Genomic DNA, 17079 nt, shown 5'->3' with positions numbered 1-17079 from the left:
CGTTCTCCTCCGCTCCGGTCAGAAGTTATGACCAATTATGCGGATTCGTGCAACCAAAACGATGGGCGCCCCCGTTTCGGGCGGATGAGGAAAGGCACCGCCTTTCCCCGCCCGTCAGAAACCACCGCGTCACAGGACCGGCGGCCCGATGCGCAGCAGAGGCCAGCGCTCCGCCCCGGCGGGCGAGAAGCGCCCGCCATGGGCGGGGCGGGCGCTGGCCGAGTGCTTTGAGCACTCGGGGTCGACAGGGCACCTGTTTCGCATGGCCGCGTCAACGGCCGCGGCCAAAACCGGCAGCGACGCTCAGCGCAGGATCGGCGGCTTGTCCGGGTCCATGCCGGGGGCGGTCAGTTTCAGCTCCTGCACTTCTTCCACGACCCGCTCGGGCAAATGCAGCACCAACCCTTTTTCCAGCAGCACCGCCGCCGCCGGATCGGCCGCGTCGAGGAAGGTCACATCCAGTTCCCCGGCCTCCAGCCCCGAGAACATCAGCGCCTCGCCCATCGCTTTCGCAATGCCGGGACGGGCGATCTCGGGCGCGCCGAAAAAGGCCAGCACATGACCGCGACGGCCCCCCTCCCACAGCACAGACCCCAGCACCGCCTCGGTCGCAAGGCCCGCAAGCTGTTCGAATTTCGCCTCGAACGCCGGAAGCAGCAGCGCCAGAACCGCGGGCGAGAGCCCCGGCCCGGCAAATTCCAGCGGCCGCGCCGCGGTGGCATGCGGCGCATGGGTCAGCGTATGCGTCAGCCATTCGAGCGCCTCGGACGGCAACAGCATCGCGCTTTCGGCCACCCCAAGGTTCACCCCCAGCCCGATCGCCTCGCCCGCCAGCGTCTGCGCGATCACCCGGCCGGGCAGCGCCACATAGGGCACCGGCTCGTCGGAGAACGAGGCCAGCCGCTCCTCGGTATCAAAGGCCAGCACGAAATCGCCCTCCTCGGTCTCGAAGACCTGCGGGACGATGTCGCCATCTTCGTCCGGGTCGCGTTCCAGCAGCACGAACAGCTCGGCATCGGCGAGACGGTCGTAAACCGCCAGCCGCAGTGCCTCGTTCTCGGGGTCGGCCTCCATCGCGGCATGGGCACGGTCGAAAGGCGTCATCTCGGATGTCATCGCAGGCTCTCCTTCACCCGGGCGCGGAGGGCGGGCAGCACGTCCTCGGCAAACCACGGATTGCGTTTCAGCCACCCCGTATTGCGCCACGAGGGATGGGGCAAGGGAAAGACGCGCGGCGCATGGGTTTTCCAGCCCGCGACGGCCGCGGTAAGCCCACGCAGCCCCAGATGCCAGCGGATCGCCGCGCCGCCGACGAGCAGCGTGGTCTCGAATGGACCGAGCGCCGCCAGCACCCGCGCCCGCCAGGTCTCGGCACAAAGCGCGGGCGGCGGCAGATCGGCGCCCTTCGCATCATAGCCCGGAAAACAGAAGGCCATCGGCACGATGGCTATGCGGTCGCGGTCGTAGAAGGTCGCCTCATCCACCCCCATCCAGTCGCGCAACCGATCGCCCGAGGCATCGGTGAAGGGCCGCCCCGAGGCATGCACCCGCGCCCCCGGCGCCTGCCCGACGATCAAGATCCGCGCGCCCGTGCGAAACCAGACCACCGGGCGCGGCGCATGCGCGGTCGCCGTTGCAGCGAACCGGGCGGCGCACAGGGTGCAACCCGCAATCTCCTTTGCCAGTTGCCCCGGATCTTCGCCGCACGGCATGCCCGTTTTCATCGTTTCGTGATCTCCCGGCAATCCACGGGGATTGTAGACGAAATTGCCTTTCGGACATATTGTCGCCCAAATGCGCCTTTACGCAGATCGGCGTCGCTTGAGGTGATATTAACCGCAATACGACACGATGCACCGACCGGGGCAAGAGGCGGCACGGCAGGCCGGGAAGCGATGCTCGAATTCGACAATGTCAGCAAGTCTTTCTGGACGGGCAAGCGGCGCAAGGTCATTCTGGACCAGGCGTCGTTCCGGGTCGAACTGGGCAATTCTCTGGGCATTCTGGCGCCAAACGGCACCGGCAAGACGACGATCATCAACATGATGGCGGGGCTCGAAAAACCCGACGAGGGCGAGATCCGCAAGACCTGCCGGGTGTCCTTCCCGTTGGGATTCATGGGGGGCGTCGTCTCGAAACACTCCGGGCGCGAAAACAGCCGGTTCATCGCGCGCCTTTACGGACTTGATCCGGATTACGTCGAGGCCTTCTGCCGCTGGCTTTGCGGGCTTGAAGAATATTTCGACATGCCGGTGGGCACTTACAGCCAGGGCATGCGCGCGCGGCTGACCTTTGCGCTGCTTTTGGCGCTCGAATTCGACATTTACCTCATCGACGAGGGCATGCCCTCGACCACCGATGTGGAGTTCAACCGAAAGGCGGGATCGATCCTGCGCGACCGGCTGAAGGAGGCGACGGTGATCGTCGTCTCGCATCAGGCGAAGACGCTGGAAAAATTCTGCCGCACCGCGGCCGTGCTGCGCGACGGGCAACTCTACATGTTCGACACTCTGGAAGAAGCGAAACGGATGTATGACTACCATTCCTAAGGCGACCCGGTATCGCATCCGCCGCGCGACCCCGATCTTTGCGGGCCAGCCCGGACAGGGGGCCGATCTGGCCCCGGTCGAGGATCTGCTGCGCCGTCGTGCCGAACGTGTCGAGACGCAGACAGACCCGGCGGCAGCGCCGCCCGCAGCAGACCCCGCTCCGTCGCCCATGGCGACAACTGTTCCCCCCCCGCCCCCGCCCGCACCGCTTTCGGGCGATGGCAGCGAACTTTTTCAAAGCGAAGAAGACGGTTTCGGCGACGCCCCCTTCCCAACGGCTGCGCCGCGTGCCAGCGCCGCGCAGGTGCTCGCCCCGTCCGAAATGACCACCGACGAGGAAATCGCCGCCATCCGCAGCGAGGGGCTGACCGGGCGACAGCTGCGACTGGCGCGGCGCACGGCCCAAAAGCACGGCATCGAGGCGACCTCGGATTTCGAAGCGGTGCTGCTGTTGCGCCGCCGCGGCATTGATCCCTTCGACCGCAACGCGCTGATGGCGCTCGACCGTGCCGATGCCCAAACCGCGGCGCAGGCGGGGGCGATCCCGACGCCCGGTGTGGTGCGGGGCGGCTCGGCCACCACGCAGGCGCTGGCCCGGATCGACGGCGCAGGCGCCGACACACGGGTGCAATTGCCACAGACGATCCATCCCGCGCAGGTGCCCGCCCCGCCGCCCGGGCCGTCGCCGCTCGACGAGGGCGCAAGGGCGCGCGAAATCATCAAGATCCAGCGCGACATCGCCAAGCGCAGACGGCGGCGCATCGCCCTGCTCACCGCGCGGCTGGCCTTCTTCGTCTTCCTGCCGACGCTGATCGCGGGCTGGTATTACTTCGTCGTCGCCACGCCGATGTATGCGACGAAGACCGAATTCGTGATCCAGAAGGCTGACAGCCTGGGCGGCGGCGGCTCGGGTCTGGGCAGCCTGTTTTCGGGCACGCAGCTGGCCACGAACCAGGATTCGGTGACGGTGCAAAGCTTCCTGCAATCGCGCGATGCGATGATGCGGCTCGAAGCGGACAAGGGCTTCAAGGCGCATTTCTCGCAGCCCTGGATCGACCCGATCCAGCGGCTCGACCCCGGCGCCACGAACGAGGCCGCTTACAAGCTTTACAAGCGCAATGTGAAGATCGGCTACGACCCGTCCGAGGGGCTGATCCGCATGGAGGTGATCGCCGCCGATCCGGCTGTCTCGAAGGCCTTTTCCGAGGCGCTGATCTCCTATGCCGAGGGACAGGTGGACAAGCTGACCGGGCGGCTGCGCGAAGACCAGATGCGCGGCGCCCGCGAAAGCTATGACGACGCCGAACAGAAAGTCTTTGCCGCGCAGGCCAAAGTTTTGAGGCTGCAGGAAAAGGTCGGCGTTCTCGACCCCGCGGCCGAGGGCGCGGGCAAGATGGCCCAGGTGAACGGCTTCGAGACCGAGTTGCAGAAGAAACGTCTGGAGCTCGAGCAGTTGCTCGACAACCCGAGCCCGTCGGCCGCCCGCGTGGCGGGCGTCCGGGGCGACATCGCGCGGCTCGAAAGCCTGATCGCGGATCTGCGGCGCAAACTCACCGAAAAGACCGGCAGCACGGAATCGCTTGCTTCGGTCACCGGGCAGCTGCGCATCGCCGAGGCGGAACTGGAAACCCGGCAGGGGCTTCTGGCGGCGGCAGCGCAACAGATGGAAGTGGCGCGGATCGAGGCGAACAAGCAGGTGCGCTACCTCGAGATGGGGGTGCGCCCGGTGGCGCCGGACGAACCCACCTACCCCCGCGCTTTTGAAGATACGCTGCTGGCTTTCCTCGTGTTTTCGGGTATCTACCTGATGCTGTCGCTGACGGCCTCGATCCTGCGCGAACAGGTGTCGAGCTGACCCCGGAGAAAAGCATGAAAAACGTGAGCATCGGCCGCCTGACGGTCGGCAATGACCTGCCCCTGACGGTGATCGCGGGGCCCTGCCAGCTGGAAAGCGTGCCGCATGCGATGATGATCGCCGAGGTGATGGCCGAGGCCTGCGCGGCGGCGGGGGCGCAATTCGTCTTCAAGGGCAGCTTCGACAAGGCCAACCGCACCAGCCTTAAGGGCAAGCGCGGCGTCGGTCTGGATGCCGGCCTCGCGATCCTAGACACGGTGCGGGCCAAGCTCGGCTGCCCGGTGCTGACCGACATCCACGACCCCGAACAGGCGCGGATCGCGGCGCAGGTGGTCGACGTGATCCAGATCCCGGCGTTCCTGTGCCGACAGACCGACCTCTTGATCGCGGCGGGCGAAACCGGCCGGGTGGTCAACATCAAGAAGGGCCAGTTCCTTGCGCCCTGGGACATGCCGAATGTCGCCGAAAAGGTCGCCTCGACCGGCAACGAGAAGATTCTGCTGACCGAGCGCGGCACCTCCTTTGGTTACAATGCGCTGGTGGCCGACATGCGCGGCCTGCCGGTGATGGCGAAGACCGGCTATCCGGTGATCATGGATGCGACCCATTCGGTGCAGCAACCGGGCGGGCTTGGCGGCGCCTCGGGCGGGCAGCGCGAAATGGCGCCAGTGATGGCCCGCGCGGCGGTCAGCCTTGGCATCGCCGGGGTTTTCATCGAGACGCATGAGGCGCCCGACACAGCCCCGTCCGATGGACCGAACATGATCCCGCTCGATCAGATGCCGAAGCTGATCAAGACGCTGATGGCCTTCGACCGGCTGGCGAAAGCCGATCCGATCCGGCTCTGAGCCGGTTCCGCTTTTTCTTGGAAAAATACGCGCGGGGGTGCGGGGGCGGCAGCCCCCGTCCCTCAGCCTGCCCGTCCCTCAGCCCGCCCGGCGCGCGGCGATAGCCAGCCCCGCGGCGCGGCCCGATGACCAGGCCCACTGGAAGTTGTAGCCGCCCAGCCAGCCCGTCACATCGACCGCCTCGCCGATGACGTAAAGCCCGGGCACGTCCTTCGCCTCCATCGTGCGCGAGGACAGCGCCGCGGTCGAAACGCCGCCCGCCGTCACCTCGGCCTTGGCAAAGCCCTCGGTCCCGGTCGGATGCAGGGTCAGATGCGTCAGATGCTCGGCCGCGCGCTCGAGATCGGCGTCCGAGCAATTGGCGAGTTCCTTTTGCAGACCGATCCGCGCCACCATCACCTCGGCCAGCCGGTTCGGCAGATGCTCGCTCAGCGCCGCCCGCAGCCGCGCGCGCGGCATGCGCTGACGCGCGGTGCGTAGCAGATCAAACGCATTGGGCAGCAGGTTCAGCACCAGCGGCGCACCCTCGTGCCAATAGGACGAGGCTTGCAGAATCGCCGGGCCGGAAAGGCCCCGGTGGGTGAAGAGCGCCGCCTCGGTGAAAGACACCGTGCCGACCCGCGCCGTGACCGGCAGCGACAGGCCCGAGATGTCGCGAAAGGCCTGCGCCTCATCGCCCAAGGTCAGCGGCACCAGCGCGGGCCGCGGCGTCACCACGGGAAGGCCAAAGCGTTCGGCGATCTGATAGGCGATGCCCGAAGCCCCCATCTTCGGAATCGACGGGCCGCCGGTCGCGATCACCAGCTGCGCGGCCTCAAACCCCGCGACGCGGAAGCGGCCGTCGGCATGGGCAATCTCGCCGATCCGGGTCGACAGCCGGATCTCGACGCCGCCCTTTTCGCATTCCTCCAGCAGCATCGAAAGAATCTGCCGCGCCGAGCCGTCGCAAAACAGCTGCCCCAGCGTCTTTTCATGCCAGGCGATGCCATAGCGATCGACCAGCGCGAGGAAATCCCATTGCGTGTAGCGCGCCAGCGCCGATTTCGCGAAATGCGGGTTTTCCGACAGGAAACAGCCCGCCGTCGTCCCGGTATTGGTGAAGTTGCACCGCCCGCCGCCGGAAATCAGGATCTTCTTGCCCGCCGCCTCGGCATGGTCGAGCACAAGCACCCGCGCCCCCGCCTGACCCGCCGTCGCCGCCGCCATCAGCCCGGCCGCCCCGGCCCCCAGCACGATCACATCATAGGTCATGCAGCTCTCCCCCCGATGGGCGCCAGCCGCCCCGTGTCCGGCCCGAAAATCCAAAAGCCCCCGCTTGCGCGAGGGCTTTTTGAAAGTGGCGCGGTTGACGGGGCTCGAACCCGCGACCCCCGGCGTGACAGGCCGGTACTCTAACCAACTGAGCTACAACCGCGCATTTCTCCCGGGCCGTAGCCTCGGGCGTGGGAGGCTTCTACGCATCCCCGCCCCCCCCGTCAAGCGGGGAAACGCGAAATTTTCACCGCAGCAGCGGCGCGTAGTCGGCCTGCTCCTCTTCATCCAGCAAAGCCACGGCCGTGCGGCTGTCGGTGACCAGCTCCTGCAGCAGATGCGCCCGCAGCGCCGTGTGCAGCGCAGCGACCTTGTCCGCCCCGCCCGCAAGACCGATGATCCGGCGGCCACGGAAATCACTGGCGGCAGGGGAAAGCGTGCGGGCGGCCAGTGCGCTGGCCAGTTCGCAGCCCTCGTCATCGAAGAAACGGCCAAGGATTTCGCAGCTCGCGCCCATGGCAACAATCTCGGACAGGTCTTCGGCGCCGATCATGCCGGATTGGTGCAGCTGGTTTTCGGAGGCACCACGCCCGACGCCCACCACCCAGACCTCTGCCTGATGCGCCATTTCAAGGACATTACGCACCATCGGCAGGCGCCGAAAATCGGCCGCTTCCTCGGGCGTGGCGGCATAAAGCGCGGTGGGACAGGGAAAGGCCTGTGCCCCCAGCCGTTGCGCGATCTGGCTCATCACGACATGGGGATAGGCGCTATGGGCAAAAGTCAGCTCGCCCAGAAGCGAGACGAAGCGCAGGCTGCTCAGCCGCATCTCGGGCAGTTGCGAGACCATCGCAGCGATCGTGCGACCATGCGACAGGCCGACGACGGCGGGGGCATTGCGTGCCTGCAAGAGCCGCACCAGATGCCGGGCGGCGGCGGCGGCGATCACCGGCATCGGGTCGGCATCCCCGGGCGCCATGGGGGCGATGCTGACCGCTTCAAGCCCGAAATGCTCGCGCAGCTGCCGGGTCAGGCGCCGCATCAGCCGCGCGCTCTCGGCGCTGTCGGGATGCGGCACGGCCTCGGTCGGGCCCTGATCCAGCAACACCCGCACCCGCTCGGACGGCAGGCCAAGCCGCCAGCCGATCTCCTCGACCGACAGACCGCCGATGTCATGCAACCAGCGGGCCCGCGATTCGGGCGTGTCGGGATGGGGAAGCCTGTGCGGCGGTGCGGTCATGCGCCTGATCCTCCAACATCGACGGCAGCGACAGCGCGCGGGCGCTGCATCCCGGCCAGATAACGCGCTTCGAAACTGCGCAACGACAGGGGCCGCCCAAGCAGGAATCCCTGCATCGCCGGACAGCCCTCTTCCTTCAGAACCCGGTATTGCGCCTCGGTCTCGACCCCCTCGGCGATCGTCCGCAGATCAAGCGCCCCCGCCATCGCCAAAATCGCCCGCACCAGCGCCCGCGCCCGCGCCGGTTCAGGCCCGTCGAGACCGCGCACGAAAGAGCGGTCGATCTTGATCTCGGCCACCGGCAGGCTTTGCAGCACACCAAGCGCCGATTGCCCGGTGCCGAAATCGTCGATGGCAATCTTGTAACCCGCATCGCGCAGCCGTTCGAGATTGCGCCGCTGGCGCATTCCCGGCGCGGCAAGGCCGGTCTCGGTCAGCTCGATCGTCACCTGCTCGGGCTCCAGACCGATTTGCATCAGCCGATCGGCCAGATCGGCATGCCCCGGCTCGTCAAGCGTCGTCGCATTGATGTTCACCGCAAGCGGCAGGCAGATCCCCCGTCCGGCCCAGCCGTTCAGGATCTCGCCCGCAAGCCGCATCACTTCCAGATCGATGGCCGAAACCAGCCCGTCGACCTCGGCCACCGGGATGAATTCGGCAGGCGAGATCGGCCCCAGCTCGGCATCGGTCAGCCGCAACAGCGCCTCGGCACCAATCAGCCGGACCTCGTGTTCGACGGCGAATTTCGGCTGCAGATGCAGCTCGAAGCTGCCTTCCTCAAGGGCGCGGTGCAGCGCCTGTGCCACTGCCGTGCGGCGCTCGAACTGCGCGCCGATTTCGGGTGAAAACAGCGTCACGGTGTTGCGTCCGCGCGATTTCGATTGATGCATCGCCATGTCGGCATTGCGCAAAAGCGCCTCGGCACAGCTGCCCGGCCCGATATGCAACGCGACACCGATCGAGACGGTCAGGAAGCATTGCCGCCGCTGCAGGCGCATCGGCCGCGCGAAGGCACGCACGATTTCCCAGCTGCGCGACTCGGCCGCAAGCGCATCGGCGCCGGGCAGCAGGATGACGAAGTCGCCCTCGCCGGTGCGGGCGAGGATCGCCCCCTCGGGCAGCCCCTGTTCCAGACGCTTTGCCGCCGATTTGATCAGCTGATCCGCCGTCTCATGGCCCAGCGTGTCATTGATCAGGCGGAAGTTGTCAAAGTCGATGCAGAGCACCGCCATAGGGCGGCCCTCGCGGTCGAGTTCGGTCAGTTTTTCGCCCAGAAGCCGCATCATCAGATAGCGGTCGGGCAGACCGGTCATCAGATCATGCGTGGCGATGAAGCGGGCATTCTCGATCGATTGTTCCAGCTGCTGGCGCAGCTCGTGCAGCCCGGTGATATCCGAGATCGACAGCAGCAACCGTCCGTTTTCGGTGTCGATCGGCAAGGGCACCAGATCCACCTGCAACATCCGCAACCGCCCGGCCCGGCGCAGGCTGATCCGCACCGGATGGCTCGCCTCGCAATCCTCGATTGCCGAGAACAGATCGGCTCGGCCCTCCTCGATCGTCAGAAGCTCGGCAAGCGGCCGCCCGGTGATCTCGGCCAGACCGGCACCGATCAGCGCGCAGGCCTCGGGGTTGCAGAAGATCACCCGGTCATGCGCGTCCAGCACGATCTTGCCGTTCGGCAGCGCATCAAGGATCGTCGTCAGCCGGTCGCGCTCGCGCGCAAGCGCCCCCTCGAGCGTCGAAACCGCGGTCATGTCGAGATCGCAGCCCATCATGAAGCGCATCTCGCCCGCCGCATCCCAGCGCACGACGCGACAGAAGGACAGGAAGCTGACCCAATGCCCCGCCCGATGCCGCGAGCGCGACAGATATTGCACGAGTTCGCCGCGGTTCAGCCGCGCCTGCATCTCGGGGGCCTCGAAGCCCGCGACATCCCCCGGGTGGCTCATCCGCGCCCAGTCATCATGCGTGAGGGGCTCAAGATCATCGGGCCCGTAACCGAGCCGCTCTTTCCAGGAATCCGCGACACTCAGCGCCCCGCTGCGCAGATCGACGCTCCAGCACGAGGTCGGTGTCATGCCTGCGCTTTCCAGCGTGCTGCGCGCCACATGCAGCGCAGCGTCGAGCCGGAACAGCCGCCCCGGAACTTTGCGCGGCAAAGGCTCGCCGCCCTCATCCGCCGCCTGAAAGCAGGTCAGGATGTAATCTTCGTCCGCACCGCCCCAGCGCATCCGAAACAGCGCCCCATGCGCGGGCAGGCCATGTGGCGGATCAAGCCCGAGCCGGGGAATATCGCCCCCCGCGGTCATGAACCGGCGCAGATCGTTCCGGTCGTCCGGATGAAACCGCGTCGCAAAGGTTGGCAGATCAAACGTGATTTCCTCGGCACCGAGACCCAGCACGATCTGCGGCCCGGCCGGGCCTGTCTGAAGCCGCCAAGGCATTGCTGCGGCGCAGGCCAGCGCCAGAACGCCCGATGCCGGCTCGGAACGGGGGTTGCAAACAGCCAAGTCTGTCTCCGGGTTCTCCCTACCGCTTGAAACGATAGCATCAATTCCCGCAGCGGGCGAGTATGATAACAAACTTTCAACAATTCTTCCGGGCTATGTCTCGTAGCCGAAAGGAGAGGAGGTTGCTTCAGGAGGCCCGCTGCTTGTCGGGGCTGCGGTCGGCTTCGGTGAGGCAGATCACCTCGGCGCCAAGCCGGGCCGCAAGCGCCTTGCCGCGGCTTGCGCCCAGCACCATGCAGGCACTGGCAAGCGCATCGGCGCGGATGCAGCTGTCGGCCAGAACCGTGACCGAGGCCGGACCGCCGATCAGCGGCGCCCCCCGCGCCGGGTCCATCGTATGGGCCAGATGGCGGTCGCCGACGCGGACCCAATGCCGGTAATCGCCCGAGGTGGCGATGGCGATATCGTTCAGCTCGAACATCGAATGGATGGCGCGATGGCCGAAATCGGGTCGTTCCAGCGCGACGGCCCAGCCACGGTCCCCCGGGGGCTTGCCGATCGCGCGCAGCTCGCCGTTGATCGAGGCCAGCGCACAGGTGATCCCCGCCGCCTGCGCCGCCGCGATCAGCCGGTCGCTGCCGTAACCCTTGGCGATGCCGCACAGATCAAGGCTCATCTCGGCGTGCTTGCGGGCGCGACCCTGCACGGGATCGAGTTCCAGCGTCTCGAAACTCGGGCGGCGCGGTTTGGCCATCGCGGCGCGGATCGCGGCTTCATCGGCGGGCACCGGGCCGAAGCCCCAGGCGCGGACGGCATCGCCCATCGCGATCTCGAAGGCGCCACCGCTTTCGCGGCCGATGAAAAGCGCTTCTTGCAGCACCTCCATCAACGCCGCAGGAAGGTCATGCCACACCCCGAGCGGCGCCGCATTGAAGCGCATCAGATCACTGTCAAGCCTCCAGGTCGACATCTGCGCGTCGATCCGGTCGACCTCGTCCTGACAAGCGGCGCGCAGGGCGGCGGTGTCGATCTCGTCCGGCGCATGCAACGTCAGCGCCCAGCGCGTGCCCATCGTCGCTCCGTTCAGCACCTGACGGGCGGTCTCAGTAGACATCTTCGGCATAGCGTCCCTCGGCTTTCAGAGTGGCGGGCGTCTGCCCGATGGGGACAAGGATCTCGGCCAGCGCGTCGCGGACCGAAGCGGCCATCTCGCGCCCACCGCAGACCATGATCTGCGCCCCCGACCCGATCAGCCGCGCCAGTTCGGCGGCATCGGCGCGCAGGGCATCCTGCAAATAGGTTTTCGGACCGTGGCGGGAAAAGGCGGTGGTCAGTTTGGCAAGCTGCCCTGCCGCCTGCCAGTCGCGCAGTTCGGCATCATAGAGCAGGTCGCTTTGCGGCGCGCGGGCGCCAAAGTAGAGGTGCATCGGCCGGTGGCGACGGTTGGCGCGCAGGAAGCCCGCCAGCGGCCCGACGCCCGTGCCCGCGCCGATCAGGATCACGGGCTTGCGGCCCTTGTGCGGTCGGAAGGCGGGGTTGAGGCGCACGAAACCCTCGATCGTCTCGCCGGGGCGCAGATCGGTCAGCTGCCCCGAGCACAGCCCGCCCGGATGGCGACGCACGCAAATCTCAAGGAAGCCATCCTGCGCCGACGAGGCCAGCGAATAGAACCGCGGCAGGTCGGAGCCCTTCGGCAGCACGCCGATCAGATCGCCCGCCTCGAAGCGCGCCAGCCCCTGCCCGGTCAGCCGCTGCCACAGCGTCGGCTGCGGCACCGCAAAGCGCAGGATCGAGGTCGGCGCCTGCACCTCGGCGCCATAGTCGCGCCGCGAGATCAGGGTGAGGCTGCTGGTCTTCGGCCGCTCGGGCAGATGCTTCAGATCGAGCGGCAGGCTCAGGGCGGCGCCCAGATCGCGGCTCCAGCGGGCGAAATCCTGGGCCGATTGCCGATCGACCGTGGCCATGGGAAGCAGTTCCGCCCAGCCGATCTGCGTCGCCGCGGCGCGCAGGCTTTCGGCAAAGGCGCAGAAATGCGGGAAGGAACGATCGCCAAAGCCGAGCACGGCCACCGGCGCGGTCGGGGCGGATTTCAGCGCCGCGATGCGCTCCAGCACACCCTTGGCGGCGGTGGGCGCCTCGCCCTCGCCATAGGTGGCGGCGAGGATCAGGAAGCGGCGGGCATGGGCGTACCGGGCGGGATCGAAGGTGGCGAGCGGCCCGGTGTGAACCTTTTGCCCGGCTGCGGTCAGGCCATTGTGAAGCGTGCGGGCAAAGCCCCAAGTCGTACCACCCTCGGAGGCCACCAGCACCACGGTTTCCGCGGCATCGGCACGGGCATTGCGGCGGATGCGACGGGTCGAGCGCAGACCGGCCAGCCATTGTTGCGCCCCGGTCAGGGCGAGCGCGGGCACCGAAAGCGCCATCAGCCCCAGCAGAAGACCCAGCACCGGCGCCCCCTGCCCCGTGTGCAGCATGATCATGATTTCCGTGGCTTTTTCGAAAAAGCCGGGGGTGGCAGAGGACAGCATCCCCCCGGTGCCCGGATCGATCAGGGCGACGCCGCCCTCGGTCGTCAGCTTGAACGTGTCGGTCGGATCATCGCTCGAGGGCAGCGAAAGCTCCTTGAGCGCATCGGCGGGCGTATGCGCCAGCGCCGGGATCTGGTCATAGGCCAGCCGCGGCAGGTTCGCGGTGGCCAGCGCCGGGGCAGGCTCGGCCGCAACATCGGGCACCAGCGAGAACATCGAGGCGGTCATCCAGAGCGCGGTGACCGAGGACAGGATCAACCCGCCCACCGCAAACCGCGCCAGTTCCACATGCAGCCGCCCGGCAAAGGGGCCGCGGGTGCGGGCGAACCAGCGGTTCCAGCCGCCCATCCGCCGCGCCACCAGCCAGACGCCCGAGATCGACAAAGCCAGCATCAGCGCAGCGCCCGCCGCCGCGACCAGTCGCCCGGTGTCATCGGCGAACAGCTCGCGGTGCAGATCGGTCAGGAAGCGCGATCCCGGCAGCGGATCGGGGCTGCCGATATCGGCGCCGGTCGCGGGGTCGATCACCGCCGCGCCGGGCTTGCCGCCCTCGAACCACCAGGCCACCACGCGCCCCGAAGGCGCGCGGCGGATCTGTTCGAGACCGGGATGAGCCGAGGCCACCCGTGCCGCCAGATCGGCGACCGTCAGCGTGCTTTCGGCCTGCGGCACCGCCAGCCGTTCCAGCGCCGGGTAAAGCGAAAGCGCCGCGCCGGAAAACGCCAGAACGAGAACGAGAAGCGCCGCCAAAAGGCCGGGCCAACGGTGCAGATGTCGCAGCACGGGAGTGCCTCCTTGGATCGGGGTTTACTTGGAGATGGTCAGGGTCTGGACGAAGTATTTCCCCGCCACCGGCTTGCCGAGATTGTCCGAGGTGAGCGGGATGGTGACGTCATTGGGCACGTCCGACATCTTCTCGACCGAGCTGTCGACATGCAGCACATAGCCCTGATCAAACAGCGTATCGGCCAGATCGAGCGTGATCGTCAGTTCCCGACCCGCGCCGACCGAGGCCCCGGTGATGCCATCGACCTGCGCGGTGTTGCCGCCGGTCGCGGCATACCAGCCGCCCAGATGCTGATAGTATTTCGCCTTGCCGCCCGCCATCCAGAGGCTGCCGACATAGCCGCCGTTCGCATCGGTGACGTAATAGGCGAGATAGGCGCCATCGCCGCCGTAATTGCTCATCTGCGTGGTGAAGGTGACCGGGGTGGCGCACGCCATCCCCGGAACGAGAGCGGTCGAAAGCGCGAGCGCGGTCTGAAGCGGTTTCATCGCGGCCCCCTCAGTTCGACTGCACTTGCGGTTTCGCGCCCGGCGCAAACAGGCCGTTCGCGGGCGGGGCGACCGTGCCCGCGGCTTGCGGAGCGTTCGCGCAGTTCGTCGCACCGGCGGGGCAGTTCTGGCCGCCATGATCGCCGTCGCCATCGCCGTGATGGCCGTGGTGACCGCCGCCGTGATGGCCGAACCAGCCGAAGAAGCCGTCGTCGTCGTCATCATCGTCATCGTCGTGGTCATTGTCGGCCAGCTGCACCGGCTGGGCGCTCGGGGCCTGCACCACAGCCGGGGCCGCGACCTTGGAGGTGGCAAGGGCAGCCGCCGTGTTGCCCGCAAAAAGCGGCGAGTCGATCGGTGCGGCGGACAGCGCCCCCACCACGGTCGAGGACAGAAGGGCCGCAAGGGCGATCAGGGGAAGGGAGGATTTCATCTGTGATTTCCTTTGGTTGTGTCAGACATGAGGGCACCCGGCCCGGACTGCGGGTCCGGGGGCAAAGGTGATTTCGGGAATGTGGGCGGCGGCTCCGACCAAGGAAAAACCGCCGCCCTACCGGGCGAGCCCGGATCAGTCGCCGTGATGGAAGAAGCCGCCTTCGTCGTCATCATCGCCGCGGCGGCGGTGATGGTCGTCGTCGTCACCGCCCCGGCGCAGGATCACCAGCGAACCGGGGTCCAGCCGCATCCGCACCCGTGCCCCGGCCGTGTCGAGTGCATCGACTTCGTAACAGCCGTCGTCGATCTTGATGCGCCGCACTGTCAGGCCCTGCTTTTCGACCAGCGCCTGCACGGCTTCGCGCGGTTGCCAGTCGGCCATCGGCACGGTGCAGTCATTATCGTGCGCGGCGGCGGCAGGGGCCTGTGCCAGCACCGCGAGCGCGGCAAGGGCAGACAGGAAGCGGAAAGCGGTCATGGGTTCCTCCATCAGGATGAGGCCCTTCTGATCCCCGAATCTGACGACAACCTGAAGCTTTCGAAAAACCTGCTTCAGGTTCCCGTCAGCTTGGCACAGGATAAGGTCAGGGTGAACAAGGAGCCCCGCATGCGCATCCTCATCGTGGAAGACGACGCCGTTCTTGGGGCGGCTGTGCGCGATCAGGTGGCAGCCGATGGCCATTCGGTCGATTGGGTGATGCGGCTCGACCTCGCGACCGAGGCTTTGGCGGTCGCGGCGTTCGATCTGATCCTGCTGGACCTCATGCTGCCCGACGGCCGCGGCATTCCGTTTCTGAAAACCCTGCGCGCGCGCAGGGTTGCAACGCCGGTGATCATCCTGACGGCGCTCGATCAGGTCTCGGACCGGATCGACGGGCTGAATGCCGGGGCCGATGATTATCTGGTCAAGCCCTTCGATCTGGCGGAACTGACAGCGCGGATCGGCTCGGTCGCGCGGCGCTATGCGGGCAATCCGAACCCGGTCATCAGCCTTGGCGAGCTGACGATCGACCTTGCCGCGCGCGAGATGCGCCGGGCGGGCAAGGCGGTGGCGCTGACGGCGCGGGAATGGGCGCTCTTCGAGCTGCTTCTGTCCCGTCCCGGGCAGATCTTCCCGAAGCGCGACCTTGAGGACCGGCTTTATTCCTTCGACGACGAGATCGGCTCGAACACTTTGGAGGTGCATATCTCGCGGCTGCGCAAGAAGCTGGGCGCCAGCGTGATCGAGACCGAGCGCGGCCTTGGCTACCGGCTGGTGCGGCCGTGAAAGCCGCACGCCTTCGACCCGTCTCGCTGCAAAAGCGGCTGGCCATCGCGGTGGGGCTTCTGGTCACCGTGCTCTGGATCGCGGCGGCCAGCTTCACCGCCTATCGGCAGCGGCTGCAGATGGACATGATGTTCGATGCCTCGCTGGAGGAAACCGCGCATCGGGTGTTGCCGCTGGTGGTGTCCGACATCCTGTCCCGCGGCGATCTGGTCACCGGAACGCAGACGGTACCCGCGGTGCGGCCACATGACGACAGCTTCAGCTACATCGTGCGTGACGACAAGGGCTCGATCCTGATGATCTCGCATGGGGCTGATCCGGGGCTGTTTCCGGCCTGGGACGGCATCGGTTTTCGCACCACGCATGATCTGCGGCTTTACAATGACGACGCGTTGCAAGGCACGGTGCGGATCTCGGTGGCCGAGCCGATGGTGCACCGAAAGCGCATGGCCTTTGAGGTGCGGATGGGGCTTCTGGCGCCGATCGCGCTGGTGCTGCCGCTGACACTTGCGGGGATTACCGGGCTGATCCGCTACGGCTTTGCGCCGCTGCGCCAGTTCCGCCTGCGGCTTGCCCGGCGCGGGGCCGCCGATCTGACCCCGGTCGACGCAACCGACCTGCCTGCCGAGGTGCAGCCGCTGGCCGAAACCCTGAACGCGCTCCTGACCCGGCTCGATGCCGCCTTTCAGGCCGAGCGCAGCTTCGCCGCCAATGCCGCGCATGAGTTGCGCACGCCTCTGGCAGGCGCCATCGCGCAGGCGCAACGGCTGCGGGCCGAAACCTCCGATCCTTCGGTGATCGCGCGGGCCACCGACATCGAAACCGTGCTGAAGCGGCTCACCCGCTTGTCCGAGGGGCTGATGAGCCTTGCCCGGGCCGAGGGCGGGCGGCTGCGGCGCGAGGCGGTGCAGGATCTGCGCCCGGTGGTGCGGATCGTGATCGAGGATGCGACGCGGCTTGCGGGCGGGGCACGGGTCACGCTCGATCTGCCCGAAATGCCGGTGCTCTCCGATCTCGACCCGGATCTGTTCGGAATTCTGGTGCGCAATCTGGTCTCGAACGCGCTGCGCCACGGGGGCGCGGGGGCCGAGGTGCGGCTGCGGCTGGAACCGGGCCTCTTGCGGGTCGAGAATGATTGCGATCCGGTCGAACCGGAGGTTCTGGCGCGGGTCGGCGCGCGCTTCGAACGTGCCCCGGGCGCGGTGCGCGGCGGCGCGGGGTTGGGGCTTGCGATCGTGCAGACGATCCTTGGCCGCGCCGGGGGCGAGCTGCGGCTGACCTCTCCCCTGCCCGGAACGGCCCGCGGTTTCGCCGCCGAAGCCCGCTTCGCCCCGCGCCAGCAGGCATGAAAAAGCCCCGGCCTTGCGACCGGGGCTTT

Annotated in this window: 15 protein-coding genes and 1 tRNA gene; 5 read left to right on the top strand and 11 right to left on the bottom strand. The window is 67.4% G+C overall.

The features are described 5' to 3' along the window. Positions 1–303: 303 nt before the first annotated feature. Complete coding sequence (locus tag ACTTAI_RS04925) at positions 304–1116, bottom strand: SseB family protein (protein ID WP_444454692.1); 813 nt, start codon at positions 1114–1116, stop codon at positions 304–306. Beyond that, the gene (locus ACTTAI_RS04920; RefSeq protein ID WP_444454691.1) at positions 1113–1724 is read right to left on the bottom strand and encodes a uracil-DNA glycosylase family protein; all 612 of its coding nucleotides are present in this window, start codon (positions 1722–1724) and stop codon (positions 1113–1115) included. Before ACTTAI_RS04920 ends, ACTTAI_RS04925 begins: the two co-directional genes overlap by 4 nt. Positions 1725–1895: 171 nt before the next feature. Here ACTTAI_RS04920 and ACTTAI_RS04915 point away from each other — a divergent pair, with 171 nt between their 5' ends. From ACTTAI_RS04915 to kdsA, 3 genes are read left to right on the top strand one after another with little or no spacing between them, the layout of a single operon-like run. Beyond that, positions 1896–2549, top strand: a complete 654-nt coding sequence (locus ACTTAI_RS04915) for an ABC transporter ATP-binding protein (RefSeq protein ID WP_110805824.1) — start codon at positions 1896–1898, stop codon at positions 2547–2549. After that, a complete protein-coding gene (locus tag ACTTAI_RS04910; RefSeq protein ID WP_444454690.1) occupies positions 2533–4404 on the top strand; it encodes a capsule biosynthesis protein in 1872 nt (623 codons plus the stop codon). Before ACTTAI_RS04915 ends, ACTTAI_RS04910 begins: the two co-directional genes overlap by 17 nt. Positions 4405–4418: 14 nt before the next feature. Continuing rightward, a complete protein-coding gene (gene kdsA, locus ACTTAI_RS04905) occupies positions 4419–5252 on the top strand; it encodes a 3-deoxy-8-phosphooctulonate synthase (RefSeq protein ID WP_444454689.1) in 834 nt (277 codons plus the stop codon). A 78-nt stretch (positions 5253–5330) separates the two neighbouring features. On the opposite strand, the gene ACTTAI_RS04900 is transcribed toward kdsA, so the two are convergent. The 9 genes from ACTTAI_RS04900 to ACTTAI_RS04860 all read right to left on the bottom strand — a co-directional run bounded on the left by ACTTAI_RS04900 (position 5331) and on the right by ACTTAI_RS04860 (position 14912). Continuing rightward, a complete protein-coding gene (locus ACTTAI_RS04900) occupies positions 5331–6503 on the bottom strand; it encodes an NAD(P)/FAD-dependent oxidoreductase (protein ID WP_444454688.1) in 1173 nt (390 codons plus the stop codon). Positions 6504–6589: 86 nt separating this feature from the next. Then, positions 6590–6666, bottom strand: a tRNA-Asp gene (locus ACTTAI_RS04895). An 84-nt stretch (positions 6667–6750) separates the two neighbouring features. Further along, positions 6751–7743 carry a sugar-binding transcriptional regulator gene (locus tag ACTTAI_RS04890; protein WP_444454687.1) on the bottom strand — a complete coding sequence of 331 codons (993 nt, stop codon included), beginning with the start codon at positions 7741–7743 and terminating at the stop codon, positions 6751–6753. Continuing rightward, a complete protein-coding gene (locus ACTTAI_RS04885; RefSeq protein ID WP_444454686.1) occupies positions 7740–10256 on the bottom strand; it encodes a putative bifunctional diguanylate cyclase/phosphodiesterase in 2517 nt (838 codons plus the stop codon). Before ACTTAI_RS04885 ends, ACTTAI_RS04890 begins: the two co-directional genes overlap by 4 nt. Positions 10257–10383: 127 nt before the next feature. Beyond that, positions 10384–11310: an FAD:protein FMN transferase gene (locus ACTTAI_RS04880; protein WP_444454685.1), complete on the bottom strand. Its 927-nt coding sequence runs from the start codon at positions 11308–11310 to the stop codon at positions 10384–10386. Further along, on the bottom strand, positions 11300–13507 hold the full coding sequence (locus ACTTAI_RS04875) for a PepSY domain-containing protein (protein WP_444454684.1): 2208 nt from the start codon (positions 13505–13507) through the stop codon (positions 11300–11302). Before ACTTAI_RS04875 ends, ACTTAI_RS04880 begins: the two co-directional genes overlap by 11 nt. A 24-nt stretch (positions 13508–13531) precedes the next feature. After that, complete coding sequence (locus tag ACTTAI_RS04870; protein ID WP_444454683.1) at positions 13532–13999, bottom strand: DUF2271 domain-containing protein; 468 nt, start codon at positions 13997–13999, stop codon at positions 13532–13534. 10 nt (positions 14000–14009) lie between these two features. After that, positions 14010–14432, bottom strand: a complete 423-nt coding sequence (locus ACTTAI_RS04865) for a hypothetical protein (RefSeq protein ID WP_444454682.1) — start codon at positions 14430–14432, stop codon at positions 14010–14012. A gap of 135 nt (positions 14433–14567) precedes the next feature. Then, a complete protein-coding gene (locus ACTTAI_RS04860) occupies positions 14568–14912 on the bottom strand; it encodes a PepSY domain-containing protein (protein WP_444454681.1) in 345 nt (114 codons plus the stop codon). 129 nt (positions 14913–15041) lie between these two features. Between ACTTAI_RS04860 and ACTTAI_RS04855 the strand changes: the two genes are divergently transcribed. After that, positions 15042–15701 carry a response regulator gene (locus ACTTAI_RS04855; protein ID WP_444454680.1) on the top strand — a complete coding sequence of 220 codons (660 nt, stop codon included), beginning with the start codon at positions 15042–15044 and terminating at the stop codon, positions 15699–15701. Continuing rightward, on the top strand, positions 15698–17050 hold the full coding sequence (locus tag ACTTAI_RS04850; RefSeq protein ID WP_444454679.1) for an ATP-binding protein: 1353 nt from the start codon (positions 15698–15700) through the stop codon (positions 17048–17050). Before ACTTAI_RS04855 ends, ACTTAI_RS04850 begins: the two co-directional genes overlap by 4 nt. Positions 17051–17079 lie beyond the last annotated feature (29 nt).

This window comes from Rhodobacter capsulatus (assembly GCF_052363175.1).
Lineage (GTDB): Bacteria > Pseudomonadota > Alphaproteobacteria > Rhodobacterales > Rhodobacteraceae > Rhodobacter > Rhodobacter capsulatus_D.
Note: the sequence above shows the minus strand (reverse complement) of the source record. Positions and strands in the feature narration are given on the sequence as shown.